The sequence below is a fragment of the Bradyrhizobium sp. 197 genome, from assembly GCF_023073375.1.
In the GTDB taxonomy this organism is placed as follows: domain Bacteria; phylum Pseudomonadota; class Alphaproteobacteria; order Rhizobiales; family Xanthobacteraceae; genus Bradyrhizobium.
This window is the reverse complement of sequence record NZ_JADPJJ010000092.1, coordinates 298444-324352: the sequence shown is the minus strand read 5'-3', so window position 1 is coordinate 324352 and position 25909 is coordinate 298444. Positions and strand designations below refer to the sequence as shown.

Annotated in this window: 23 protein-coding genes; 16 read left to right on the top strand and 7 right to left on the bottom strand. The window is 64.8% G+C overall.

The window, feature by feature from the left end; translation table 11 throughout:
- The first annotated feature begins 48 nt into the window (after positions 1-48).
- The gene (locus IVB27_RS22020; RefSeq protein WP_247445312.1) at positions 49-933 is read left to right on the top strand and encodes a dihydrodipicolinate synthase family protein; all 885 of its coding nucleotides are present in this window, start codon (positions 49-51) and stop codon (positions 931-933) included.
- Positions 930-1307 (top strand): PepSY domain-containing protein, encoded by a 378-nt coding sequence (locus IVB27_RS22015; protein ID WP_247445310.1) that lies wholly within the window; start codon positions 930-932, stop codon positions 1305-1307. The genes IVB27_RS22020 and IVB27_RS22015 overlap by 4 nt, the downstream gene beginning before the upstream one ends.
- Here the strand turns inward: IVB27_RS22015 and IVB27_RS22010 are convergent.
- On the bottom strand, positions 1253-2092 hold the full coding sequence (locus IVB27_RS22010) for a hypothetical protein (protein ID WP_247445309.1): 840 nt from the start codon (positions 2090-2092) through the stop codon (positions 1253-1255). The genes IVB27_RS22015 and IVB27_RS22010 overlap by 55 nt on opposite strands.
- A 12-nt stretch (positions 2093-2104) precedes the next feature.
- On the opposite strand from IVB27_RS22010, the gene IVB27_RS22005 reads away from it, so the two are divergent.
- The 5 genes from IVB27_RS22005 (at position 2105) to IVB27_RS21985 (ending at position 9037) form a co-directional block, all read left to right on the top strand.
- Positions 2105-3337: a rhodanese-like domain-containing protein gene (locus IVB27_RS22005; RefSeq protein WP_247445308.1), complete on the top strand. Its 1233-nt coding sequence runs from the start codon at positions 2105-2107 to the stop codon at positions 3335-3337.
- 99 nt (positions 3338-3436) lie between these two features.
- Positions 3437-4681, top strand: coding sequence for a phosphoglycerate dehydrogenase (gene serA, locus IVB27_RS22000; RefSeq protein WP_247445307.1), 1245 nt, complete (start codon positions 3437-3439; stop codon positions 4679-4681).
- A gap of 127 nt (positions 4682-4808) precedes the next feature.
- Complete coding sequence (locus IVB27_RS21995; RefSeq protein WP_247445306.1) at positions 4809-5828, top strand: patatin-like phospholipase family protein; 1020 nt, start codon at positions 4809-4811, stop codon at positions 5826-5828.
- 3 nt (positions 5829-5831) lie between these two features.
- Positions 5832-7286 carry a GntP family permease gene (locus IVB27_RS21990; protein WP_247445305.1) on the top strand — a complete coding sequence of 485 codons (1455 nt, stop codon included), beginning with the start codon at positions 5832-5834 and terminating at the stop codon, positions 7284-7286.
- 89 nt (positions 7287-7375) lie between these two features.
- On the top strand, positions 7376-9037 hold the full coding sequence (locus IVB27_RS21985) for a tannase/feruloyl esterase family alpha/beta hydrolase (RefSeq protein WP_247445304.1): 1662 nt from the start codon (positions 7376-7378) through the stop codon (positions 9035-9037).
- Positions 9038-9071: 34 nt separating this feature from the next.
- Here IVB27_RS21985 and IVB27_RS21980 read toward each other — a convergent pair whose 3' ends face one another.
- The 3 genes from IVB27_RS21980 to IVB27_RS21970 form a co-directional block, all read right to left on the bottom strand.
- Positions 9072-10778 carry an ATP-dependent Clp protease adaptor ClpS gene (locus tag IVB27_RS21980; RefSeq protein WP_247445303.1) on the bottom strand — a complete coding sequence of 569 codons (1707 nt, stop codon included), beginning with the start codon at positions 10776-10778 and terminating at the stop codon, positions 9072-9074.
- 107 nt (positions 10779-10885) lie between these two features.
- Positions 10886-12499: a DHA2 family efflux MFS transporter permease subunit gene (locus IVB27_RS21975; protein WP_256468459.1), complete on the bottom strand. Its 1614-nt coding sequence runs from the start codon at positions 12497-12499 to the stop codon at positions 10886-10888.
- Positions 12447-13694 carry an HlyD family secretion protein gene (locus IVB27_RS21970; protein ID WP_247445302.1) on the bottom strand — a complete coding sequence of 416 codons (1248 nt, stop codon included), beginning with the start codon at positions 13692-13694 and terminating at the stop codon, positions 12447-12449. Before IVB27_RS21970 ends, IVB27_RS21975 begins: the two co-directional genes overlap by 53 nt.
- Before the next feature lie 142 nt (positions 13695-13836).
- Between IVB27_RS21970 and IVB27_RS21965 the strand changes: the two genes are divergently transcribed.
- The 7 genes from IVB27_RS21965 to IVB27_RS21935 all read left to right on the top strand — a co-directional run bounded on the left by IVB27_RS21965 (position 13837) and on the right by IVB27_RS21935 (position 21299).
- Positions 13837-14445, top strand: coding sequence for a TetR/AcrR family transcriptional regulator (locus IVB27_RS21965; protein ID WP_345946905.1), 609 nt, complete (start codon positions 13837-13839; stop codon positions 14443-14445).
- 44 nt (positions 14446-14489) lie between these two features.
- Entirely contained in the window at positions 14490-14930 is a 441-nt protein-coding gene (locus tag IVB27_RS21960; RefSeq protein ID WP_247351374.1) for a MarR family winged helix-turn-helix transcriptional regulator, read from the top strand.
- Positions 14931-14941: 11 nt separating this feature from the next.
- Positions 14942-15727, top strand: coding sequence for an enoyl-CoA hydratase (locus IVB27_RS21955; protein WP_247445301.1), 786 nt, complete (start codon positions 14942-14944; stop codon positions 15725-15727).
- A gap of 121 nt (positions 15728-15848) precedes the next feature.
- Positions 15849-17930: a methyl-accepting chemotaxis protein gene (locus IVB27_RS21950; protein WP_247445467.1), complete on the top strand. Its 2082-nt coding sequence runs from the start codon at positions 15849-15851 to the stop codon at positions 17928-17930.
- A 124-nt stretch (positions 17931-18054) separates the two neighbouring features.
- Positions 18055-18996 carry a dihydrodipicolinate synthase family protein gene (locus tag IVB27_RS21945; protein ID WP_247445300.1) on the top strand — a complete coding sequence of 314 codons (942 nt, stop codon included), beginning with the start codon at positions 18055-18057 and terminating at the stop codon, positions 18994-18996.
- A 231-nt stretch (positions 18997-19227) separates the two neighbouring features.
- Positions 19228-20628 carry a selenium-binding protein SBP56-related protein gene (locus tag IVB27_RS21940; RefSeq protein ID WP_247445299.1) on the top strand — a complete coding sequence of 467 codons (1401 nt, stop codon included), beginning with the start codon at positions 19228-19230 and terminating at the stop codon, positions 20626-20628.
- 77 nt (positions 20629-20705) lie between these two features.
- The gene (locus tag IVB27_RS21935; RefSeq protein ID WP_247445466.1) at positions 20706-21299 is read left to right on the top strand and encodes a hypothetical protein; all 594 of its coding nucleotides are present in this window, start codon (positions 20706-20708) and stop codon (positions 21297-21299) included.
- On the opposite strand, the gene IVB27_RS21930 is transcribed toward IVB27_RS21935, so the two are convergent.
- From IVB27_RS21930 to IVB27_RS21920, 3 genes are read right to left on the bottom strand one after another with little or no spacing between them, the layout of a single operon-like run.
- A complete protein-coding gene (locus tag IVB27_RS21930; protein WP_247445298.1) occupies positions 21277-22002 on the bottom strand; it encodes a DUF1045 domain-containing protein in 726 nt (241 codons plus the stop codon). The two genes, IVB27_RS21935 and IVB27_RS21930, sit on opposite strands and share 23 nt — an antisense overlap.
- 18 nt (positions 22003-22020) lie before the next feature.
- Positions 22021-23214, bottom strand: coding sequence for an alpha-D-ribose 1-methylphosphonate 5-triphosphate diphosphatase (locus tag IVB27_RS21925; protein ID WP_247445297.1), 1194 nt, complete (start codon positions 23212-23214; stop codon positions 22021-22023).
- Positions 23211-23885, bottom strand: a complete 675-nt coding sequence (locus IVB27_RS21920) for a transferase hexapeptide repeat family protein (protein ID WP_247351363.1) — start codon at positions 23883-23885, stop codon at positions 23211-23213. The genes IVB27_RS21925 and IVB27_RS21920 overlap by 4 nt, the downstream gene beginning before the upstream one ends.
- 183 nt (positions 23886-24068) lie before the next feature.
- On the opposite strand from IVB27_RS21920, the gene phnC reads away from it, so the two are divergent.
- Both phnC and phnD read left to right on the top strand, forming a co-directional pair.
- A complete protein-coding gene (phnC, locus tag IVB27_RS21915; RefSeq protein ID WP_247351362.1) occupies positions 24069-24878 on the top strand; it encodes a phosphonate ABC transporter ATP-binding protein in 810 nt (269 codons plus the stop codon).
- Positions 24879-24939: 61 nt separating this feature from the next.
- Positions 24940-25875, top strand: a complete 936-nt coding sequence (phnD, locus tag IVB27_RS21910; RefSeq protein WP_247445296.1) for a phosphonate ABC transporter substrate-binding protein — start codon at positions 24940-24942, stop codon at positions 25873-25875.
- Positions 25876-25909 lie beyond the last annotated feature (34 nt).

Sequence of the window (25909 nt, the reverse complement as noted above, 5' to 3'; positions counted from 1 at the left end):
CTTCAAGATCCGAGGCTTGGCCCGAAGCCGCAGCAACAGGTGGGTGTGATGACGGAGGCAATTCGCGGGTTCTGGGTAGCGTCAGCGACGCCGCTGGCAACCGACGGCAGCGTGGACTCAGCAAAGCTCGCCGCTCACGCCAAGCAACTCTTCGGCAAGGGCGTCGATGGCGTCGTGCTGTTCGGCACCACCGGCGAGGGCACCTCCTTCAATGTCACCGAACGCGTCGCGACCATCGAGGCCGTGCTCAAGGCCGGGGTGGCGCCGGAACGAATTGGAATCGGCGGCGGCTTCCCCGCGATCAGCGACAGCATCGCGCTGACGCGCGCCGTGCTCGGTCTCGGCCTGCGCCACGTGCTGTTGTTGCCGCCTTACTTCGACCGTAGCGTCAGCCCTGAAGGCATCGAAGATGCCTTTGCGTCGATCCTCAATGGCGTCGCCGACGATCGCCTGCGTGCCTACCTCTATCATATCCCGCAGATCTCGGGTGTTGCGATCCCGACCAGCGTGGCTGGGAATTTGCGCAAGCGCTACGGCAGGATGGTTGCTGGGCTGAAAGACTCCAGCGGCGACTTCAAGCAGTTCCAGGCGTTCCGTGCCGCCGCCCCCGAGCTCGCCATTACCGTCGGCAACGAAACCGACATTGCCCGCGCGATCGCCGCCGGCGGTGTCGGCACCATCTGCGGCATGGCCAACATCGCGCCGGAGCTAGTCAAGGCAATGATCGACGGCAAGGATGTCGAAGCACGCATGCAGGCCGCGGTCGACATCGTGGTGAAATCCTCATCCTTCCTCACGACGCTGAAAGCCATCCTCGCGGCACAGACGGGCGATGCGAGCTGGCTGCGCGTGCGGCCGCCGCTCCGGGCCTTGTCCGACGGCACCGCGCTCAAGCGGAAGCTCGACGAGCTGATGGTTCCCGCCATCGCGTGAGATCGCGCAAAACCGCGAGACGTTGCCGCGAATTCGCGCGCTGGCGACCGGCCCGTCCGCCGCGGTGCGTGGCCGCGAATTCCGCGTCGATGCCGTCACCGGCCAAATTCGTTTTCGCGGAACGCTACGCCGACAAGACGTTCGGCGAGAAGATCATCGCGAACTTGCGCGACATCCATCGCGGCGCATTTCTGGGCTGGCCCGGCAAGCTCGCGTTGATGCTCGCGGCTGCGCTGATGCCGCAGTTCGCGGTCACCGACGTCCTGCTCTATCTGTCGCGCCGTAAGCTGCGGCGCCCGGATGGCCCGCCGTCCTCATGTCATTTCGCCTGCATGCGCCGTTCGTCGATGACGACCTCGGTGTTGATGGCGTAGACGAAGCAGCCGCCATCTCGGCCATTCCGCGCGGGATCGCTGTTACATTTCGCCAGCGCAGAGGTTTGAGCGTCCTTCAGGCTGGGATCCCCTGCCGAGATGAACAGCTTGCCCCAGGGATGGATCGCGATCGCCTTGGGCTCCATGGCCTTGTCGTAGTTCTGCACCTCAGGGCGCTGCCGCGTGATCCGCCGGATGATCGGAATCTGCGACAAGTCGTATTTGCCTGCATAGTGCAGCCGCGGCATGTCTTTCGACATCAGCTCGCCCTCCACAACGATCTCCTCATTCACAGCCAGCAGAGCGCATGGCTTGCCGTAGCGCAGCTGACACGCTTCGAGCGAACGGTCGCCGGTGACAGACGCGTCTTCATGCTCGCAAGAACGAAAATAGCTTCCGCCGATAAGTTCTACGGCTTGTCCCTTGTTGGACTTACAGACGACGTAGTCCTTGATCAGCGTATCGCGAGAGGTGTTCAAAGCGGGGGTTGCCGCCGCGATAATCGCAGCCATCGCTCGTTCAAATTGTGATTTTCGCTCTGCATCGGTCAATGTCGCCATCGCCATGCTTGGCAGCACGAGGAAGATTATCAGGAATTTCATGATTCTCATCGTGCGCCCCCCAGCCTGAGGCAGAACTGTAGCCCGTCTGATCCTGCAGAAAAAACGATTCTTTGTGCGGACGACTGGGATTTGCGGCATTGCCAAGCAGGGACAGTATGCCTCGATTGTGCTGGTCAATCGGGCGCCGATCGGCCAAAAACGCTCCTGTCCGAAACCCTCCATGGTTAGCCGCCCATGACGATTCCCACCGTCACCCCCGCCGATATCCGCCGCGCACTGATGTTGCGCGAGGAGATCGCGCTGCTCGATCTCAGGCATGAGGCTGGTTTCGCCACCGGTCATCCGCTGTTCGCCGCCAACATGGCCGCGGACCGGATCGCGGTCGAAGCCGAGGTGAAGCTGCCGCGTAAAAATGTGCCGATCGTGCTCTATGATGACGGGGAGGGGCTCCTCGCGCCCGGCGCCGAACGGCTTGCCGCCCTCGGCTATACCAATATTTGTGCGCTCGACGGCGGGCTGAAGGCCTGGCGCGCGGCGGGTTATCAAGTATTCGAGGACGTCAACTCCTACTCCAAGGCCTTTGGCGAGCTGGTCGAATCGCGCAGGCACACGCCCTCGTTCAGTGCCGACGAGGTGGCAAAACTCATCGCGGACAAGGCCAACATCGCCATCCTCGACGTTCGCCGCTTCGACGAATACGCCACCATGAACATTCCGGGCTCGGTCAGCGTGCCCGGCGCGGAGCTGGTGCTGCGGGCGGGCCAGGCCGTGCCTGATGCCGAGACCACCATCATCGTCAATTGCGCCGGCCGCACCCGCTCGATCATCGGCACGCAATCGCTGATCAATGCCGGCGTGCCGAACAAGGTCCGCGCGCTGCGCAATGGCACCATCGGCTGGACCTTGGCGCGGCATACGCTCGACCACGGTGCCGACCGGCGCGGCGCGATCGGCCCATTCGAAAGCGGCCCGGCCAATGCACGCGATGTCGCCTATCGCGCCGGTGTCCGCCATATCGGCGCGCGCGAGATGGCTGCGCTTGTCGCGCAGACCGATCGCACGCTCTATCGCTTCGACGTGCGCGACGCGGAAGAATATGCCGCTGGCCATCTTCCGGGCTTCCGCCACTATCCCGGCGGCCAGCTCGTCCAGGAAACCGATATGGCCGCACCGGTGCGCGGCGCGCACATTGTTCTGACCGACGACAAGAGCGTCCGCGCCGACATGACGGCGTCCTGGCTCGCGCAGATGGGCTGGGAGGTCCATGTGCGGGAAGGCGGCTATGACGGCGCGCTCGAAATCGGCCCGCCGCGCGTCCTGCCCAAGCCCGACCCCGCCCACCGCTACCGCCGCCCCTATGAAGGCACCGGCGTCGACGAGCGTGCGATGCAGGCCTATCTCGAATGGGAATACGGCCTGGTCGAACAACTGCGTCTTGACGGAACGCACGGGTTTTACGTGATCTGACGACCGCCCCGCCATCTTCTCCCCGTATCCCAACCCTATTGTGCTGCGCATCCGCCGCGGTCTATGAGCTGCGGCAAAGCTGTGACCCACGGAGATTTCATGCCAGCCCCAGGCCAAAGCCCTGAGCGGAACGCGAAGGCGCTGCTGCTCGAAGGCGTCAACGACAGCGCCGTGGACCTGTTCAGAACTGCGGGTTTCACCAATGTCGAGCGCCTGACCAAGGCGCTGGACGGCGAAGATTTGCGGCGGGCGCTCAAGGGCGTGTCGCTGCTCGGCATCCGCTCGCGCACCCAGATCACCGATGAGGTGCTCGCGGCAACCGACCAGCTTCTCGCCGTCGGCTGCTTCAGCGTCGGCACCAACCAGGTCGATCTGCTGGCGGCGCGCAAGCGCGGCATTCCCGTGTTCAACGCGCCGTTCTCCAACACGCGCAGCGTCGCCGAGCTCGTGATCGGCGAGATCGTGATGCTGCTTCGGCGCATCTTCCCGCGCTCGGTGTCGGCGCATGAGGGCGGCTGGGACAAGTCGGCGACCGGCAGCCGCGAGGTACGCGGCCGCACCCTCGGCATTATCGGTTACGGCAATATCGGCTCGCAGCTCTCGACGCTGGCCGAGGCGATCGGCATGCGCGTGATCTATTTCGACCGCACCGACAAGCTCCGTCACGGCAACACCGAACCGGTCGAGAAGCTGGAAGAGCTGCTGGCGCAGAGCGACGTCGTCAGCCTGCACGTGCCGGAGACGCCGGAGACATCAGGCATGATCGGCGAGAAGGAGCTGCGGGCGATGAAGCCCGGCTCCCTCCTGATCAACAACAGCCGCGGCACCGTCGTCGATCTCGAAGCACTGGCGGCGGCCCTGCGCGATGGCCATCTCGCCGGCGCCGCCATCGACGTGTTTCCGGTCGAGCCGTCCTCGAATTCAGACCGCTTCAAGAGCCCGGTGCAGGGCCTCGGCAACGTCATCCTCACCCCGCATATCGGCGGCTCGACCGAGGAGGCGCAGGAGCGCATCGGCGGCGAGGTGGCGCGCAAGCTGGTCGATTTTTTCATCACCGGCTCGACCACGGGGGCGGTGAATTTCCCGGAGGTGCAGCTGCATTTGCGGCCCTCCGGCGCGCGCTTCAGCCACGTCCATCGCAACGTGCCGGGCATGCTGCGCCGGCTGAACGAGGTCTTCCTCCAGCGCGACATCAACATCGCCGCGCAATATCTGGAGACCGCCGGCGACCTCGGTTACGTCGTGCTCGACGCCGACCTCGGCGGCCAGGATTCAGGCGCGCTGCTGGAGCAGATCCGCGCCCTCGACGGCACGGTCGGCGCGCGGCTGGTGTTCGAGCACTAGGCTAGATCGCGGGAGGTCCCACGTTCCAGTTGCATCTCGCAGCAAAAGCTCTCTACAGTACGCCATGGTGTTCGACCACGTGTGACAAATCGCGTCGAATTTGAGTTTCAGTTGCGTGAGTACCGCCATGGAACGGGACGCCGTACTGATCGATCTCGCGCTTCAAGGCGGCGGTTCGCACGGCGCCTTCGCCTGGGGCGTGCTCGACCGTCTCCTGGAAGAAAAGTGGCTCACCATCGCCGCGATCTCCGGGACATCCGCGGGCGCGATGAATGCGGCCGTGCTGGCGGATGGCTGGATCGCGGGTGGCGCCGAGGGCGCGCGCGACGCGCTCGAAAGATACTGGCGCCGCGTTTCGAAGGCCGCGGCCTTCAGTCCGCTCCAGCGCTCGCCGCTCGACCGGCTGATGGGGCGCTGGACGCTCGACACGTCGCCCTTCTACATCCTGACCGACCTGATGTCGCGGGTGCTGTCGCCCTACGATCTCAATCCGACCGGTTACAATCCGCTGCGCGCAGTGCTGGCCGAGAGCATCGATTTCGAGCGGCTCGCGAGCTCACCCATCAAGCTGTTCATCACCGCGACGCGGGTGCGCACTGGGCGCGGACGCATCTTCCGCAACGCGGAGATCACGGCGGATGTGTTGCTGGCATCGGCCTGCCTGCCGACCATGTTCCGGGCGGTCGAGATCGACGGCGAGCCCTATTGGGACGGCGGCTATGCCGGCAACCCGACGATCACGCCGCTGGTGCGCGAGAGCGATGCGCACGACACCATCCTGGTGCAGATCAATCCGACTGAAACGTTCGAGGAGCCGCGGACGGCTGCGGAGATTCTCAACCGTCTGAACGAGATCTCGTTCAATTCGCCGCTGATGAAGGAGCTGCGCATGATCGCGCTGCTGCGCCAGGCGGCGGATCCCGGCAGCGGCGAGGGCGCGCGCTGGGCAAAGATGCGGACCCACCGCGTCAAGAGTGACATGCTGGCGAAGTTCGGGGCGTCGTCGAAGCTCAACGCGGAATGGGAGTTCGTCTCGATGCTGCGCGCCGAGGGACGTCTGGCGGCGCAGACGTTTCTCGACGAGCACGGCGCCGATATCGGCCAGCGTTCGACCGCCGATCTCGACGTCCTCCTGGCGGAGTGCTGAGGCGTGGGTCTTCTCGGTATTCTCGTCGGGCTCGGTCTGCTCGTCCTGTTTGCCTTCCGCGGCTGGAGCGTCCTGCTGCTCGCGCCGTTCGCTGCGCTCGTCGCGGCGCTGTTCGGCGGCGAGCCGCTGCTCGCGAACCTGACCCAGATCTTCATGGTGAATGCGGCGGGGTTTCTGGCGCAGTTCTTCCCGATCTTCCTGCTCGGCGCCGTCTTCGGCAAGTTGATGGACGACAGCGGCGCGGTGAGGGCCGTGGCGGGCTTCATGGCGCAATGCCTCGGCGAGCGACGCGTGATTCTCGCGGTCGTGCTGGCCGGCGCGCTTGTCACCTATGGCGGCGTGAGCCTGTTCGTCGCGTTCTTCGTCATCGTTCCGATGGCCCAGTCACTGTTCCGCGCGGCCGCGATTCCGCGCCGGCTGATTCCGGCCGCGATCGTGCTCGGGACGTCGACCTTCACCATGTCGGCCCTGCCGGGCACGCCGTCGATCCAGAACGCGATACCGATGCCGTTCTTCGGCACCACGCCGTTTGCCGCGCCAGGCCTCGGTATCGTCGCGTCCTTCATCATGCTCGGCGCGGGCCTATGGTGGCTGCAGCGAGCCGAGGCTGCGGCCCGCCGTGCCGGAGAAGGTTATGGCGAGGACGTGCGGGGCGCGGCCGAGCACGCCGCCGATGACGAACTGGTCCGCGAGCGCGCGACGACCGCACGCGAGTTCGATCCGGCCGAGATCCGGCACGGTCGCCGCAGCGACGGGGCTGCTCCGGTAGCGAGCGCCATCCTGCCACTGGCAGTCGTCGTAGCCGTCAATCTCGTGATGTCACTCCTGGTGTTGCCGCGGCTCGATGTGTCGTATCTGAGCGAGCAGCGCTTCGGCGGAATATCGTTGGCCGCGGTCGCCGGCGTATGGTCGGTCAGTGTCGCACTTGGCGCGGCCATCGTCGCGACCATCGTGCTGAACTGGACCCGGCTTCCCTCGTTGCGGCAGACCATGGACGCCGGCGCCAATGCATCGGTCCTGCCCGCACTCAGCGTTGCAAGCCTCGTCGGATTCGGCGCGGTCATCGCGGCGCTGCCGGCTTTCGAAACGGTGCGCGACTGGGTGCTTGCGATCGAAGGCGGTCCGCTGGTCTCGCTCGCGGTCGCCACCAACATTCTCGCTGCGCTGACCGGCTCGGCGTCGGGCGGCCTGACCATCGCGCTCGACGCTCTCGGCCCGATCTATGTCGACCTTGCCGCGCGCACCGGCGTCGACCTCTCGCTGATGCACCGCGTCGCGGTGATCGGCTCGGGGACGCTGGACATCCTGCCGCACAATGGTGCCGTGGTAAGCCTGCTCGCGATCTGTGGCCTGACCCATCGCGACAGCTATTTCGACATCGTGATGGTCGGCATCGTGACGTCGCTGCTGGCGCTGGTGGCCGTGATCGTTTTGGGCGGCGCGTTGGGATCGTTCTGAACGGAATTCTGGCATGCGCGATTGACGGAGGAGCGAAGGTTGCATTCAATACGGCCAACTGTCGAACGCAACAGGCCGGGGTGAAAACGATGACGCGAGCGAGTCCGAAGCTGTGTGCATTGCTTGTAGGTACGGCAGCTGCGCTGGGCGCAAGCAGCGCGTCGGCAGCGACCATGGCCGAGAGTGCAGACGCGGTCTGCAAGGGCCTCGTCGGCGGGACCGATGCCGTGAAGATCGATTCCGCAACGTTGCAGGCGCCGTCGCAACTGGCCGTGGCCGAACGCGGCCCGACGCCGTCGGGGCGCGTCACGCCCGCCAATCCCGGCTTCTGCAAAGTGCTCGGCCATATCGATCCCACCGATCCCAAGGCGCCGCCGATCAAATTTCAGGTCAATCTTCCCGTCGAATGGAACGGCCGCTCGCTGCAATATGGCGGCGGCGGCTTCAACGGCGTGCTGATCACCGGCCTTGGGCTGCCGCCGGCCTATCCGTTCGATAAGCCGTCGCCGCTAGCGCGCGGCTTCGTCACCTATGGCACCGATTCCGGACATGAGTCCAAGCCGGGCGAGCCGCCGCAGCTTTTTGCGCTCAACGACGAAGCCTTCGAGAATTTTGCGCACCGCGCTTACAAGAAGGTGCGGGACGTGGCCGTGGCGCTGATGGAGCGCGCCTACGGCAAAAGGCCTGAGAAAATGTACTTCATGGGTTCGTCCGAAGGCGGCCGCGAAGGCCTGACGATGGCGCAGCGCTATCCCGACGATTTCGATGGCATTTTTGCCCGCGTGCCCGTCATCAATTGGGTCGGGCTGCAGCATGCCGGCACCCGTTCGGGTCTCGCGACCATGGGCGACGGCTGGATCAATCCGAAGCAGGTGAAGCTCGTGGGCGACGCCGTGCGGGCCGCTTGCGACAAGGCCGACGGCTCCGATGACGCGCTGGTGCAGGACCCCGTCGCCTGCAAGGCGGCGTTCAAGGTCGAGACCCTGCGCTGCACCAGCGGTAAGACGGGCGACCAGTGCCTCACCGACGCGCAGATCAAGGCGGTCGACACGCTGCATACCGCCTACAAATTCCCGTTCGCGCTGGCCAACGGCCTCGACGATTATCCGGGCTGGGGCGTGTCGGGTGAGGACACGCCCGCGGTTGGCCCGACTGGCGGCTGGGTCGCGTGGTGGCTCGGCACGGCACCGCCCGCGCAACCGCCTGCGGCCAATAACGGCATCGCCTGGATCTACGGCGCCGGCGGGATTCAATATGTGTTCGCGCGCGATCCCAAGCTCGACGTGACGACGTACAAGCCCGAACAGCACAAGGCGCGGTTGCTCGAGGTCTCCAGCCTGATGGATTCCACCGATCCCGATCTCAGCCGCTTTCGCAGCCGCGGCGGCCGGCTGATCATGCTCGAGCACATGGCCGATTATGCGCAGAGCCCCTATGCCGGCATCCGCTATTTCGAGAGCGTCGAACGCAAGCTCGGCAAGGCCGAGACGGCGGAGTTCGCGCGGCTCTACACCGCGCCCGGCGTCGACCATGTCGGCTCCGGCGCGCCGGCCAATATCGACATGCTGAGCGCGCTGGTCGACTGGGTCGAGAAGGACAAGGCGCCCGGCGACCTCGAAGTCGCCGAGCAGAAGGTCGAAGCACCGTCGTTTGCGACGCTTCGCGCGCTGCCGCTGTGCCGCTGGCCGGCCTGGCCGCACTACAAGAGCGGCCCAGTGACGGAGGCGGCAAGCTTTACCTGCGCGCCGTGAGGTCCGGGGACGCCGGACCGCGTTTGCGGCGGTCTCATCCCGCCGCCATCGCCTGTGCGCCTCCCAGCAACTGTGCATTCAGCCGCCCGCCGGAAAACAACATGTCGTCCAGCGCCTCGTCGATATCGGTGGAAATGACGAAGTTACCGCCATCGCGCGCGAGGCTCGCCTGCGCCAGCCGTCGCATCAACTCCTTGATAAAAGCGCAACTTGTACCCGCGCTGCGCCGGGCCGCCTCGGCGATAACCGCGTCGTCGAGCGGCAGTCCTCTGCCATAGAGACGGACCAGCTTGCCGCGGCCGGTCTCATCGGGGAGCGGCACTTCGATGGCCTGATCGATGCGGCCGGGACGACCGGCGAGAGCGCTCTCAAGCTGCTGGGGACGGTTGGTGGTCAGCACGAACAGGATGTCGGCGTCCTGCTTCAAACCGTCCATTTCGTTGAGGAGCCGATTGAGCAGCGGTTCCTCGCAGCCGCTCATGCTCTCGCGTTGCCGTGCGATCAGGTCGACGTCTTCGATAACCACCATGGCGGGCTGCAAGAGGCGGGCAAGATTCATATAGGCGCCGAGCAGGCCGATCTGCTCGGCCGTGATGATTAGCGTCGTATGTCCGGGCAGATGGGTCGCAAGATAGCGAATGGTGTGTGTCTTGCCGGTGCCGGGCGGTCCGTAGAGCAAAATGCCCTTGCGGGTCGATTGCCCGAGGTGGCGCAGCATGTCTCGCGTCCCTACGAAGTTCAATACGTTGCGATCGAGTAGTCGCAACGTCTGCTCGGGCAGGATCACCTCGTCACGCCCGACCGAGGGAAGTCTGTGCACTGTGATTCCGCGAGAACGGCCGCGATAGTCGGAATCGACATCGAGCGATAAAATTTTGCCGCGATAGGTGCGCGCGGCCTGCACTGCGTCCTCCAGTGCGGTGAAGCATTGTTGGACAAGTGCTGCTCCCGCGACCCCGGCCGGCACCATGATTTCGATCCGCACGCCGGTCTCGCGGCTATATTCCCGATGAACGGCCAGCAGCACCGCGTAGCGAAGGCCGGATGCAGAGCAAAGCCAGAGACCATTGTCGAGGCACTTGGCCGGTGCCTGCTCGCCAATGTCCACGTCGTTGTACTGAAGTGGTGCAATCGCCACCGCGAAATTATCGTTCTGCATCAGTCGGGCCACGGATACTGTTTCGTGACGATTCTCGGCGATGCCTAGCAACCGGATCGGCGAGGCGAATAGACGGTCGATGGCAGTCTGGACGTCTGCTCGCATGTGGCCGGGAAACTGGCGGACGGTGGTTACGAGCTGGCTACGCGAGAAGTCGGAGAAATGCCAATTCGAGACACCGAACGCATAGTTGAACTCTTCCTCGGGTAGTTCTTGGGATGCGGCTGCTGCAGCGAGCACGCACTCGGCGCACAGCCAGACTGTGCGGTTCGTCAAATGAACTTCCGATTTTGCGGTAGGCTGGTCGCAAAGCCCGCAGCACGGCTTCGCCGTTTCGCTCGTAATCAGGAGAGGATGGCCGGCGAAGGCGATGCGCCGCCGGGCAGACTCCAGTAGTGCGTCCGCAACGGATGGTGGATAAGGACCACAGACAGCGGTCGCGTGCTTCTCGATGCTGGCCATGACGGAGGCTGCCTCGTCCTCCGACTTGCCAAAGATACGGCGCAACAGGTCGACGAAAAACTCGCGCGGAACGTCTCCGTCGTTATGCAGGACGAGTTGAATCGGCACAATTTCGTTCATCAAATGCCCTTACACAACTTAAAATAGATAAGAACGAAAAGAGAACATAAAAAGAAGCGGCCGTCAAGCCTGATAGCTGCGACAAACTGCGAGTGATGGGCGAGGTCCTAATGCGCTGGCCCGCCAGCCGCCTTCACGCGCCGCGTCAGCAGCACCGCAATCGCGGCGAGCACCAGCACCACGCCGATCACGGCAAACGTGTCGGAATAACCCATCACCAGCGCCTGGCGCTTCACGGTCTTGCCGAGTGCGATGATGGCCTGCTCGCGCGCGGCGTTCGGATCGGGGACGCCATGCGCCATGAAATACTCGGTCATCTGCGCGATCCGGGTGCGGACTTCCTCGCGGCCGAGCGTGACCGACTGGCCGATGACGTTGGAGTGGAATTGCTCGCGTTTGGTGATGATGGTGGCGAGCGTCGCCGTGCCGATCGCGCCGCCCAGGTTGCGGAACATGTTACTGATGCCGGAGGCCGCTGCCGCGTCCTGCGGTGCGATGCCGCCGGTCAAGACTGAGGTCAGCGGCGTCAGCACCATGGCTTGCCCCACGGCGCGCACGATGTTCGGGATCCAGAGCTGGTCGCCGGCATAGTCCGGGGACATCGCCGTGTTCATGAAGCAGCTGTAGGCGAAGATCAGAAGCCCGGTGATCGCGATATAACGCGTGTCGAAGCGCCGCATCAGTTTCGGGATCAGCGGGATCAGCACGAGTTGGGGCAGGCCGGTCCATGCCAGCACATTGCCGATCTGCTCGGCATTGTAGCCCTGCGCCTGGCCGAGATAGGCGGGCAGCATGTAGACCGAGCCGAACAACGCGAAGCCAACCATGGTCATGGCAACGGTACCGAAGCCAAAATTGCGTTGGGTCAGCAGGCGCAACCGGATCAGCGGCTTCTCGATCGTGAGCTCGATCGTGATGAACAGCGTGAGGCTGACGGCCGCGATCACCGCCAGCTTGATGATGAAGGGTGAGGAAAACCAGTCGTCCTTGTTGCCTTCCTCGAGCACGGCTTGCAGCGCCGACAGACCGATCGCCATGGTGACGATGCCGGCCCAGTCACCATCCTTCAGAAGGCCGAGCTGCATCTTCTGCCGCTCCAGCGTCAGATAGAGCGCGCTCACCATGACAGCGGTCGGGATCACGTTGACGAAGAAGATGGTGCGCCAGCCGTAGTTTTCCGTGAAATAGCCGCCGATGGTCGGACCGATCGCCGGCGCAAAGGTGACCGACAGCGCGAAGATCGCGAGCCCGACGGGCTGCTGCGGCTTCGGCAGCTTGGTCAGCACCAGCGTGAACGCCATCGGGATCAGCACGCCGCCGGCAAAGCCCTGCAAGCCGCGCATCGCGATCATCGACGGCAGATCGTGGGTGAAGGCACAGGCGACGGAGAACGCCGCAAACAGTACCGCGCTCGCCAGCATGTAGCGGCGGAACGAGAACACGCGGCTCAGATAGTCGGTCAGCGGGATCACGATGATCTCGCCGATCAGATAAGACGTCGAGATCCAGGAGCCGTTGTCGGCGCCGGTGCCGATGCCGCCCTCGATGTTGAGCAGCGAGGCGTTGGTGATCTGGATGTTCAGGATCGCCATGAACGAGCCGATCATGGCGGCAAGCACGGCGATCCAGGTCGCGGCACTCGCACGGTTGGGATCGGCGACCGGGCGATCAGACGTCGCGGCCGGTGTTGCTTGCGTCGAAAGTGAGAGGCTGTTTGACATGGCACGACCCTCCGGAGACGAGCTTCGCTTTGGGCGCGGCGGCCGCATTGGCGGTCGGCGCGGTCGAACGTGTTGCGATGGTCGGGATCACGGACATGCCGGGCCGGAGCGCGATTGCGGGCCCGTGCCGGGCGTCGAGCGCGATCTTGACGGGGATACGCTGCACCACCTTGGTGAAGTTGCCGGTGGCGTTGTCGGGCGGCAGCAGCGCGAACTCCTGGCCACTTGCGGGTGCGATGGAATCGACGTGACCGTGCACGACTTGGCCCGGGAACATGTCGATCTCGATATCGACGGCCTGTCCGGATTTCACGTTGGTGAGCTGCGTCTCCTTGAAGTTGGCGACGACATATGTGCCCTCGGCCGGCACGATCGACATCAATTGCGTTCCGGCCTGCACGTATTGGCCGACGCGCAAGCTGCGATTGCCGACCACGCCTTCAATAGGCGAGACGATCGTGGTGTAGCCGAGATTGAGCTCGGCCTGGCGCTGGAGCGCGTCTGCGCGGACGGCCGCGGCCTTGGCCTGCAGGATCTCGGCCTTCAGGAGATCGACCTGCTTCAAGGCGGAGGTGAGATTGGCGATATCGCGCTGGATCGCCGCATCGGCGGCGGCGTCGCGCGCCTGCGCCTGCTGCGCGTTCTGCACGCTGCCAAAGCCCGTCGCCGCGAGATCGGTGTAGCGCTTGTTCTCCTGCTTGGCGAAAAGTTTCGCGGCATTGTCGACATCGATGGTCGCTCTCGCCGCTGCGATCACGGCCTGCTGCACGTCGAGCTGCGCTTCCTTGCTCGTCACTGTTGCATTGGCGGCAGCGACGTCGGCCTTGGCCTGGTCGAGTGCGACCTTGAAGTCGCGGTCGTCGATCCTCGCGAGTACCTGGCCGGCCTTCACATGCTCGTTATCGCCAATCAGGACGCGGTCGAGATAGCCGCTGACCTTCGGCGCGATGGTTGTGCTGTCGGCCTTCACATAGGCGTCATCGGTGGAGACAAGGAAGCGGCCGACCGTCCAATAATCGTAGCCGTACCAGCTTGCGCCGGCTAGCGCGGCAGCCGCCGCACCTGCCAGCAACAGCTTGCGAAGGTTCAGCTTTCTTGTGCGGGCGGGGGATTGCGTGGCGGGCAGAATGCCCTCCAATGCATCGCCTGGAATCACGACGGCTTCGGACTTGGACGGGTTGGTGTGCACGGTCATGGCCGGCTCCCCTGAATTAGGAAACTTGACGATTTCCAAAATAGAACTAGCTTTGGGACTGTCAATGGAATGACAGGCATCATTCAAAAGCATGGCTCAGGCAAAACCATCAAGTGAATGCCGCCCGCGCGGGCGGCCGCAATTGCGCAGCGACGAGGAGACGAAGCAGATCGTCTTCGAGGCCGCCCGCCACGCCTTCGCCGTCGACGGCTATGCCGCGACCAGTACCGAAGAGCTGGCGCGTGGCGCCGGCATCTCGACCAAGACACTCTATCGGCTGTTTCCGGGCAAGGCCGTGCTGTTCGAGGCGATGTGCGCGGACCGGCTCGAGCGGTTGCTCTCTGCCGTCGATCTCCAGGCCAGCGACGAAGTCGACATTGAAGTCGGCCTGCGCGCCGCGCTGCTGGCCTGCGCCGATCTTGCGCTCGATCCAGAGGTCGTGGCGTTGCAGCGCATGGTGCTTCAGGAATCGGCCGCTTTCCCCGAACTCGCCGCCAATTTCTACAGGAACGGCATATCGCGAACCGCCGCTGCGCTCGCGCGCTGGCTCCGAGTCCAGGTCAAGAAGAAGCTCATCGCGCTCGACGACGTCGACGAGGCCGCCGGCATGCTGATCGGCATGGTCGCATCGGCGCCGCAACGCGCGGCGATCTATGGCGGCCTGCCTCTGCCGTCACGCAAGCAGATCGAGCGTCGGGTGCAGACCTGCGCGGTTCTGTTCCTCGGCGGCTGCCGCGCAGCGGCGGCCTAGCAAGTCCTTTTGACAACTCGGTCGGCCTCGGCTATCTACTTCGCATGCGAACTAAAGCAGCCGGCGCGAGGCATCATCGGCTGATCTACCTGCTGAGCGTTGCGCAGCGGCGCTTGCAGCGCTGGATGGCGGCGCAGCCTTCGAGCGAGGTGACGCCGGCGCAGGCGGGACTGCTGTTCATCCTCGGCAAGCAGGACGGCGTGCTGATGGGCGAGGCGGGCGCGGCGCTCGATCTGGGGCCCGCCGGCATTTCCGGCCTCGTCGACCGCACGGCAGCTGCAAAACTGATCGAGCGGCGCGCCGATCGCGAGGACGGGCGCGCCTGGCGCGTCTGGCTGACGCCGAAGGGCCGCACGGCGCTCGCACAGGCGAAGGCCAACGCGGCAGAGGTCAACGCGGCGTTGACGGACGGATTTACCAGCGCGGAGATCGACATCGTCACGCGCTGGCTGACGAGCATTCAAGAGAAATTTCCAAGAGAATAAAGGAGAGACCCATGACAGAGCACGTCCGGATCGAGAACAACGGCGAAATCCTCACGCTCACGTTGGCGCGCCCCGACAAGAAGAACGCGCTGACGGATGCGATGTACGGCAAGCTCGCCGATGCAATCGAATCCGCCGAGTTCGATCCGTCGGCCCGCGTGATCCTGATCCGCGGCGAGGGAGACATGTTCACCGCCGGCAACGACGTCGGAGAATTCGCCGCGGTCGCAGCGGGCAAGTCGGAAGGAAGCCGCAACGTCGTGCGCTTCATCCAGTCGCTGGCGCGCTGCACCCGGCCGCTGGTTGCCGCCGTGCAGGGCCGCGCCGTCGGCGTCGGCACCACGATGCTGCTGCATTGCGACCTCGTCGTGCTCGCCGACAACGCGCAATTGTCGACGCCCTTCGTCAGCCTGGCGCTGGTGCCGGAGGCCGCGTCCAGCCTGCTGATGCCGGCGCGCATCGGCCACGCGCGCGCCTACGAGATGTTCGCGCTCGGCGAGACGGTGCCGGCCAAATCCGCGCTGGAATGGGGGCTCGCCAACCGCGTGGTGCCGCTCGACAAGCTCGATGCCGAGGCGCTCGCGCTGGCGCAGCGTCTTGCCCGTCAGCCGGCCGGCGCGCTCACCGCCACCAAGAAGCTGATGCGCAATGGCGAAGCGCTGGTCGCGCAGATGAACGCCGAGGGCGAGCAGTTCGGACTGCGTCTGCGCACCGCCGAGGCGCGCGAGGCCTTCACCGCTTTCGCCGAGCGCCGCCCGCCCGATTTCACCAAAGTTGCTGATATCGGGGCCGCATGATGAAGATTTGTCGGGCCGGAAGCTCACGGCAATTCGATTAAAACCTTAACGAAACATTGGCATGTCGCGGGGCAAGGTGGCGCTCGAAAGATTAGGCCCCCGACCCAGGCCCCCCGACACCATGGCAATGTTCAAGAAATCGGTAAGTTCGCTCCTCCTGACATTGATGGCCCTGCTGGCTGCCGGTGCGCTGGCCTCCACGGCGATCCAGATGGTCGGGGCGTTCGGCCGCTACAGTGACAGTCTCGAAACCGCGCGGCTTGCCGCCGCCGACAAGGCGATCTTCCATGGCGTGCTGGCGCTGCGCAACAATCGCGGCGATGCGCAGAGCGCGATCCTCGGCGAGGACGACCCGCGGACAAAACTCGAGGCGGCGGAGAAGGCCGAGCAGGGCGGCTATGACGCCATCGGCGCCGCGCTCGCCACAGTCGACTTCGCCCGCCGCGACGAACTCGCTGGCACATTGAAGCAGGGCTGGAGCGACGCCGCGCCGCAATTCCAGCTGTTCTACGACGAGGCCAAGCGTCCGCGCGCCGAGCGCAAGATCGAGCGGACCAGTTCCTGGTACGATGCCGTCACCAAAGTCATCGACACGGCGAACCTCGCCTCCACCGCGGTGTCGAACCGCGCCTGGACGGACGATCCCTACATCGCGCGCATGATCCAGGTCCGCCGCTTCGCCTGGCAGGTGCGCGACCGCTATGGAATCCATTGTTCGTCCCTTCGATCCAACGTCAACAGCAACAAGCCGCTCGACGACGCGCAGAAGCGGTCAGTGGCGCAGTGGGATGGCACGATTGCCTCCGGCTGGGCGGGCATGGCCGAGTTGCTGGCAGCGCCCGGCGTGACGGCGGAGCTGGTTACGGCAGCGACGGACGCGAAGGCCAAGACCGATGGCGTCCTGAAGCAGATCGGCGAGCTCACCAAGAATTTCGACGGCAGCGGCAAGCCCGCGCTTCCCGCCTCGGAATGGAATACGCTGTGCCAGTCACCCTTCCCGTCCATCGTGGCGGTGGCGAACAAGGCGCTCGACCAGTCGATCGCGCGGGCGGAGACGGTGCAGGCCAAGGCGCTCACCAATCTCGTCGTGCAGTCGCTCGCGTTCCTGCTCGCTCTGGCGGTGACCCTGGCCGGCGTGTACGTGGTGCGCAATCGCCTGATGCGCCCGGTGCGCGCCATCCTGGACGCCATCGCCAGGATCAGCGCCCGCGACTACGCCACGCCCGTTCCGCAATCCAGACATCCCGACGAGTTCGGCACCATGGCGGCTGCGCTCGAAAGCCTGCGCGAGAGTGCGGCGACCGCGGAACGCCTGGGCCTGGAACGCGAATCGCAGCAGGCGCTCCAGCTCGCCCGCTCCGGCACCGTCGATGCGGCCTGCCGCAGCTTCGACGACACCGTGCAAGCCGTCATTCACAGCGTTGCGGCGTCGACGAAAGAACTCGATGCCACCGCGACCGACGTGCGCTCGCTGGTTTCGGAATCGAGCAGCCAGACCGCGGCGGTCTCCTCCTCCGCCGAGCAGGCCACCAACAATCTCGAGACCATCGCAGCCGCGACCGAGGAACTTTCCGCGTCCGTCGGCGAGATCTCCGCGCAGGTGCAGGCCAGCGCCCGCGAGGCCCGCGAAGCCGTGTCGCAGGCAGCACAGACCAATGCGACGGTCGAGATCCTCGATCAGACCGCTAGCCGCATCGGCGAGGTCGTGAAGATGATCAACGCCATCGCAGGGCAGACCAACCTCCTGGCGTTGAACGCCACCATCGAAGCCGCGCGTGCGGGTGAGGCCGGTCGCGGCTTCGCCGTGGTCGCCGGCGAGGTGAAGAGTCTCGCCTCGCAGACGGCGACGGCGACGGAAGAAATCTCCCGCCAGGTCGCGGAGATCCAGGGCGCGACCGGCCAGGCGGTCACTGCCATCCGCGCGATCGGAGGCGCCATCAGCGGCATCGACGAGAAGATGACGGCGATTGCCGCCGCGGTCGAACAGCAGCGCGCCGCCACCACCGAGATCTCGCGCAACTTCCAGCAGGCCGCGCAGGGAACCCGCGAGGTCACCGATACCATCGGCAGCGTCGCCAGGCTCAACCAGGAGACCGGCAACGCCGGCTCGGTACTGTCGGTGTCCGTGAAGAAGATGTCGGCCGACGCCGATCGTCTCCGCGTGGCGGTCGAGGGCTTTTTGGGTGCGGTGAAGACCGCGTAGCTTCGACAATCCTCTATCCCCACGTCGCGCAATCGGCATTGCTGCCGCTGCGCGCGGCGGGTACATCTGTGACGCTGCACCAGCGCCGCGGCAGATGTCGAGAAGATCAGGGATGGAGAGTTCGATGCCGGTCACGCCACACCACAAGGCCCAGCGCCCTTATCGCGGCGTGTTCCCGGTTGCACCCACCATCTTCGACGAGCGCGGCGAGCTCGACCTTGACGGACAGCGCCGCTGCATCGATTTCATGATCGATGCCGGCTCGAATGGTCTGTGCATCCTCGCCAATTTTTCCGAGCAGTTCGTGCTCACGGATGCCGAGCGCGAGACCGTGATGCATGCGGTGATGGAGCATGTCGCGGGCCGCGTTCCCGTGATCGTCACCACCACGCATTTCAGCTCGGCCGTCTGCGCCGCGCGCAGCCAACAGGCCGAGGCGGCCGGTGCCGCCATGGTGATGGTCATGCCGCCCTATCACGGCGCGACCTTCCGCGTGCCCGAGAAAGGCGTCGTCGAATTCTTCAAGGTGCTGTCCGGCGCGATCAACATTCCGATCATGATCCAGGATGCGCCCGTCGCCGGCACGCCGCTGTCGGTCGAGCTGCTGGCGCGGCTGGCGCGCGATTTCGCCAACATCCGCTATTTCAAGATCGAGGTGCCGGGCGCTGCTTCCAAGCTGCGCAGCCTGATCGAGGCAGGCGGCAGCGCGATCGAGGGGCCCTGGGACGGCGAGGAGGCGATTACGCTGCTTGCCGATCTCGATGCCGGCGCCACCGGCGCGATGACCGGCGGCGGCTATCCCGACGGCATCCGCCAGATCATCGATCCCTATTTCGCGGGCAAGCGCGAGGAGGCGAAAGCCGCCTACGAACGCTGGCTGCCGCTGATCAACTACGAAAACCGCCAATGCGGCCTGATCGCCTGCAAGGCGATGATGCAGGCCGGCGGCGTGATCAAGTCGGACGCAGTGCGGCATCCGTTGCAACCGTTGCATCCGGCGACACGGGCAGGGCTGCTGGAGTTGGCCAAGGAGCGCGATGCAATGGCATTGCGGTGGGGGAAGTAGCCTCCGCCGTCGTCCCGGACAAGCGCGCCCTGGCCTGATCCCGCCAGCTGCCATCTGGTTGAAGGCGTCGAATTAACGCGGTTCGCGCGGTTTCCCGCAAGCCGCCGATGACATATTGTACGCTCGCCAACCAGGCCCGCGGAGCATCTCAAGACATCGCGCAACAGCTCTTCATTATGCCGCTATTCCGAGCCAGGCTGGAGCGAGCCGACGAAACAGGGAGGCAGTGCCATGACGATGAGGCCGGATCCCACCTTTCACGCATCGCCCAAGCTTGCGATGGAAGCACCTGCGGAGAACTTTGCCTACACGTTGCTGCTCAGTCCGGATTTCTCGAAACCGGATGCTCTCGCGGTCATCGACGTCAAGCCGGGATCGCCGACCTACAGCCAAATCGTCCACACCGTGACGATGCCCAACAAGGGCGATGAGTTTCATCACTTCGGCTGGAATGCCTGCTCCTCCGCCTTGTCACCGCTCGCCGGGCATGCCTTCATCGAGCGGCGCTATCTCATCATCCCCGGGATACGCTCGTCGCGGATTTACATCATCGATACCAAGCCCGATCCGACCAAGGCCAAAATCCACAAGATCATCGAGCCTGAGGAAGTCTTCAAAAAGACCGGCTACTCGCGGCCGCATACCATCCATTGCGGGCCGGACGGCATCTATGTGAGCACGCTGGGTGGCGGGGGCAAAGATGGCACCAACGGGCCTCCAGGCGTCTTCATCATGGATTGCGAGACGTTCGAGGTCCTCGGGCGGTGGGAGATCGACCGCGGTCCGCAGACGCTGCACTATGATTTCTGGTGGAACCTGCCGCGCGATTACATGGTGACGAGTGAATGGGCGTTGCCGCCGCAGTTCGAGAACGGGATTGTCCCGGAAGATCTGCTCGCGAACAAATATGGCCACCGTCTCCACTTCTGGGATCTTCGCGCCCGTCGCAATGTGCAGACCATCGACCTCGGCGCCAATCATCAGATGGCGCTGGAGGTACGGCCGGCGCACGATCCGGTTCGCGAATACGGCTTCGTAGGCGTTGTGGTCGACACCACGAATCTCGAAGCCTCGATCTGGACCTGGTGGCGCGAAGGCGGAAAATTCCATGCCGAGAAGACGGCGACGATCCCGCCCGAGCCCGCGCCAAAAGAGAAGCTCCCGCCGCTGCTCCAGGGCTTTGGCGCCGTACCGCCGCTGGTCACCGACATCGACCTGTCGATGGATGACCGGTTTCTCTATGTCTCGTGCTGGGGCACGGGTCAAATGCGCCAGTACGACGTGAGCGATCCGCGAAAGCCGAAGCTTGCGGGCTCGGTTCACATCGGCGGCGTCGCGCGCCGCACCCCCCATCCGAATGGCAAGGCATTTGCGGCCGGTCCGCAGATGGTCGAGATCAGCCGCGACGGCAGGCGCGTATACTGGACCAATTCGCTCTATTCCACCTGGGATGACCAGTTCTATCCCGATGGCGTTCCGGGTGTGGAAGTCATGGCCAATGTCGGTCGCAATGGCGGCCTCGAGCTCGACAAGGACTACTTCGTGAGCTTCCCCGACGGATATCGTGCGCACCAGATCAGGCTGGAAGGCGGCGATTGTTCGACGGACTCGTTTTGCTACCCGTCGGCCTAGATTGGGCACACGCAAGCCTCGGCGGGCTGTGGCTCGCTCTTGTTGCGAGCGGTCTCTATCACGGGGGCAATCCGGGAATGGGCTGGCCGCTCGCCGTTTCGGCCGGGCTCATGGACAAGAGCCCGCGCGCGCTCTTTCGCGCGTTGTGGGCTCTGGCGGCCGGACATCTCCTGGCAACATTTATCGTGCTGCTGCCATTCGCGTTCCTGCTCGTGCTGGCCGAGTGGCAGCGTCCGATCCAGCTCGGCGCGAGCCTTCTCGTCATTGGTTTCGGCGTTTATCGGCTGGTCGAGCGGCGCCATCCGCGCACGCTGGCACGAATTCCGCCAACGCAATTGGCGCTCTGGTCATTTGCCGTCGCCATTGCCCACGGCGCCGCCTTGATGCTTGTGCCGATCTATCTCGGGCTCTGCCAGGCCTTCGAACTCGATGCCGGCCACGAGGCCGCTGGCGCGCTGATCAAGGCAAGTCTCGGGATGGCGGTGCTGGTGTCTTTGGTGCACGTTGCCGCCATGGTCGGCGCCGGCGGATGTCTGGCGTGGCTGGTCTACCGCCATCTGGGATTGAAATTCGTCTCGCGAAGCTGGTTCAATCTGGATGTCATCTGGGCGACCAGCCTCATTCTGGTTGGCGTTGTGGCCCTCGCCTTCAATCTCGCGAGCTGGCACTGACGCTTGACTGCGTCAAAGCCCACTCGCCGATGATGCGGAAGCGAGCCTTGGCGTCACCCTGCCTGAACAGCGCGACGCGATCGATCGCTAGCGTGTTGAGACCGAGCGCAGCAAACCTTGCCTGCAGCATCTTCAAAATCGGGCCGCGGCGCTCCGCATCCAGCCGCCCCGTCAGCGTCATGTGGAAGCGGAATTCCTCCATCACGTAGGGATAGCCCCAGCGATCGAGATAGTCGCGCTGCCGCTCGTTGAGCTTCTCGGGCTTCCGCCGCCCGCGATCTTCCGCCGTCAGGGCCGGACGGAATGAATCGAACTCGCGGACGCAATCGGCGGCGAGCTCTTGGAGCGCATCGACCGGCTCGGCCGGAATGACCGCAATAAAACCACTGATGGAATCGACGATCGGGCGGATCACCGGGATCCTCCGCGCCTCGCCGGCAAAGGTTGCGCAGGCCGACAAAAGCTCCGCTTCGGTCTTGCCGGGCGCGAGCGCCATCGGCGCCTTCAGCGTGCCGTGAAAGCCGTATTTGCGGGGATCGGCGGTGATGTCGCGCCAATCGGGCGCGGCATGCAGTGTGTCGCTAGGAAACGGCAATTCGTTGCCGGTATGGGCATCGTAGCCGAGCAGCTCGGCGCCGAAGCGGGAGAGGGCGCTGTTGCTGCCTGCCGCAAAATAGATCGCGTAGCGGGAAAGACCTGTCATCGCCGCAGCATAACCGGTTTAGGCCGCAACGACAGCCTCGCGCGGCGTTGCCACTGCTGCGAGCAGCCGCGTCGCATCGGTGAGATGCACGAGCTTGCCGCCCGCGATGACGGCCACGAGTCGCGGTCGCAGCGGAACGCTGTCGTCGACCAGCAGAATGTCGGCGCGCCGTCCTTCCGCGAGCACGCCGCGATCGGCAAGGCCGGTCGCGCGCGCGGGTGCGGCGGAGACCAGGTTCCAGGCCTCGGTCAGCGGCAGCACGCCATCGGCTGCGAGGCGGAACGCAGCGAGCAGCTGCGCGGGATAATAATAGTCCGAGGCCAGCACCGAGCAGAGCCCCTTGGCGATCATGTCGGACGCTTTGGTCCAGCCCGTGTGGCTGCCGCCGCGCACGACGTTCGGCGCGCCGTAGACGATGGCATCGCCGTGGCTGGCTGCCTCCCGCGCCGTCTCCTCGTTGATCGGAAACTCCGCGATCGCCACGCCTATGGCGCGAAAGCCCTGGCGCACCGCCGGCGTCGCATCGTCATGCGAAAGCATCCGCACCTCGGCGGCGCGGGCAGTCGCGGCAAGCCGCGACACGGAAGCCGGGACCTCGCTGGCGCGCGAAAGCACGTGTCCCACCAGCCGGTCGAATTCCTCGCCCGACAGGCCGGTACGCTCCACCATGCGGTTGCGCTTGCGAGGCTTGGCCATGTCCCCGACCGTGCCGTCCATGTGGTCGTTGAAGGCGAACAGGTCGACGCGACCTTTGGCGAGCCATTGGCTCATCTCCTGCTCGGCATCGAGATTGTAGGTCTCGTGGCGCAGGTGGAAGCGGGTATCGGCCGCGAATTGCGGGCGCTGCCGTTCGATCGCTTCCATCAGGCCGCGCGCATTGTCGGCGCTGCGCAGGCCCGGCTCCCACGAACAGGTCGTGGCGTGAAACACCGTGGTGATGCCGTTGCCGATCGCCTGGCGGTCGCTGTCGGCGAGCGCCACATCGATCGGGAAGTCGACACCGGCACGCGGCATCATTTGCCGCTCGAAGGCATCGCCATGCAGATCGACGATGCCGGGCAGCACCAGCAGGTCGCGCGCGTCGATCGCAAGCCGCGTCCGGCCGCGAGAAGCGTCGAGCTGCGCAATGTCCGTTCCGGATACGAGAAGTGAAGTCTCGACGAGCTCGGAGCCGATCAGGGTCCGGCCGCCCTCAAGGAAAATGTCTGTCACGCGACCGCGCTTTGTTTGCTGCTGCCAAGAGGACTGTTGAGAGAACTTGCCCGTGCTTCATATGTCGAGAGGAAATCTTCAATCCCGAGCTTGCGAAAATCGGGCAGTGCTTCACGCAATTTGTCGTGATCCCAGTCCCACCAGGCGAGCCTGGCGAGCCGCCCGGCGATCTCTTCCGAGAACCGGCGGCGGACGATGCGCGCCGGATTGCCGGCGACGATGGTGTAGGCCGGCACGTCCTTGGTGACGATGGCGCCTGCCGCGATCACCGCGCCGGTGCCGATGTTGCGGCCCGGCAGCACGATCGCGCCATGGCCGATCCAGACGTCATGGCCGATATGGATGTGATGCTGGCGCCGCCAGTCGAAGAATTCCGTATCGTCGCTCTCGCCTTCGAAGTAGGCGCTCGAACGATAAGTGAAGTGCGCCTGCGTGGCGCGGTGCATCGGGTGATTGCCCGGATTGATCCGTGTCATCGCCGCGATCGAGCAGAATTTTCCGATGGTGGTGTAGGTGATCTGGGCGTCGTTCACGACATAGGAGTAATCGCCCATCGTCACGTCGTGCAAAATCGTGCGCGCGCCGACCTCGGTGTAGGCCCCAAGCCTGGTGTCGTGCAGCCTGGCCGAGGGATCGATGGTCGGCTGGACCGAAAGAGTTTTGGCGGCCATGTTGCATCCGAACGAGAGGGCGGGCATTTCTCTTCGAGCGGTTTGATGACAATGTCATGACGACGCGATGACAGGGGATGAACAGGCGATGAGGTGTGTAGGATCGCCGCACCGCAACGCGCGTGTCACACAAGTGTCAAGCGCCGGCGTTAGCGGTGGGCCCAAGCTACTCTGGAGCCCTGCATGCTGGTGGTTGAAGGTCTGACGTGTCGCTTCGGCGTGAAAGCCGCGGTGGACGACGCTTCGTTTCAAGTTTCCCCCGGCGGCTTCGTCGGCGTGATCGGGCGATCCGGCGCCGGCAAGTCGACCCTGCTGCGGACCATCAACCGCCTGGCGACGCCGACGCAAGGCCGCATCCTGTTCGACGGCATCGACGTCACGGCGCTGCGCGGCAAGGAGTTGCGGCAGTGGCGGGCACGTTCCGCGATGATCTTCCAGCAATTCAACCTGGTCGGCCGGCTCGACGTGCTCACCAACGTCCTGATGGGGCGACTCGCGACGATGCCGGCCTGGCGCTCCCTGACGCAGACCTGGCCTGAGCAGGACAAGGCGCTGGCGATGTCCGCGCTCGAGCAGTTCGACATCGCCCCGCTCGCAGCCCAGCGTGCCGACCAGCTTTCCGGGGGCCAGCAGCAACGCGTGGCGATCGCCCGCGCGCTGGTGCAGCAGCCCGACATCATCCTCGCCGACGAGCCGATCGCCTCGCTCGACCCGCGCAACACCAAGATCGTGATGGATGCGCTGCTGCGCATCAACAAGCATTTCGGCATCACCGTGCTCTGCAATCTTCACTCGCTCGATCTGGCGCGCAGCTATTGCGACCGCCTGATCGGCATGGCGCAGGGCCGCGTGGTGTTCGACGGCGCGCCGGCTGAGTTGACCGATTACGTTGCGCGCGAGCTCTACGATCTCGAAGCCGCCGAAATCATGGGCGGCATGCCCGTGCCGGCGCCCCAGGGCGTTCCGGCACTTGGAACGGCGGCCGCCGCCTGAGCCGCGCTTGTTTTGTTTTCAGTTCTTGCGTCAACCGACCCCAACCGATGAAGAGGCTATCATGATCACTCGTAGACTAGTTCTTGCCGGCGCCGCCGCGCTCGCGTTCACGACCTCAGCCTCCGCCGACGACTGGAAAGCCAAATATCCCGAACTGACCTTCGCGGTCATTCCGGCGGAAAACGCCTCGGGCGTTACCGAGCGCTGGGCGCCGTTCATGAACTATCTCTCCAAGGAGCTGGGCGTGAAGGTCACGCTGCGCATCGCCAACGACTACGCCGCCGTCATCGAAGGCCAGCGCGCCGGCAACATCCATATCGCGAGCTATGGCTCGGCCTCGTTCGCCCGCGCCCGCCTGACCGGCGTCAAGACCGACGCCTTCGCCAACGACATCAACGCGGACGGCTCGACCGGCTACTACTCGGTGTTCTTCGTCAAGGCGAACAGCCCCTACAAGAGCGTCGATCAGCTCAAGGGCAAGAACCTTGGCCTCGTCGATCCGAACTCGACCTCCGGCAACAACGTGCCGCGCTTCGAGCTCGACAAGATGGGCATCGCGGACGCCGACACCTATTTCGGCAAGGTCGTCTTCACCGGCAGCCATGAGAATGCGATCCTGGCGCTCGCGCAGGGCACCGTCGACGTTGCGGCCAACCAGTGGACCAGCGATGACGATTCGACGCTGGCGCAAATGCTGACCAAGGGCATGTTGAAGAATGCCGACGGTTCGCCGATGAAGAAGGACGATTTCCGCATCATCCACAAGTCGGCGCCGATCGTCAACGGCCCCTACGCCTACAATTCGGACCTGCCGGAAGAGGCGAAGGCGGCCATCGCGAAGGCGTTCTTCGACGCGCCGGCCAAGGACAAGGCGGCCTTCGACCGTCTCCAGGACGGCCAGAAGAAGGGTTTTCATCCCGCCACCACCAAGGACTGGGATGGCACGATCGAGCTGATCAAGTTCGTCGATGCACTGCGTAAGAAGAAGGCGTCCTGATTTCAGGACGATGGCATTGGAGCCGGGTCGATGG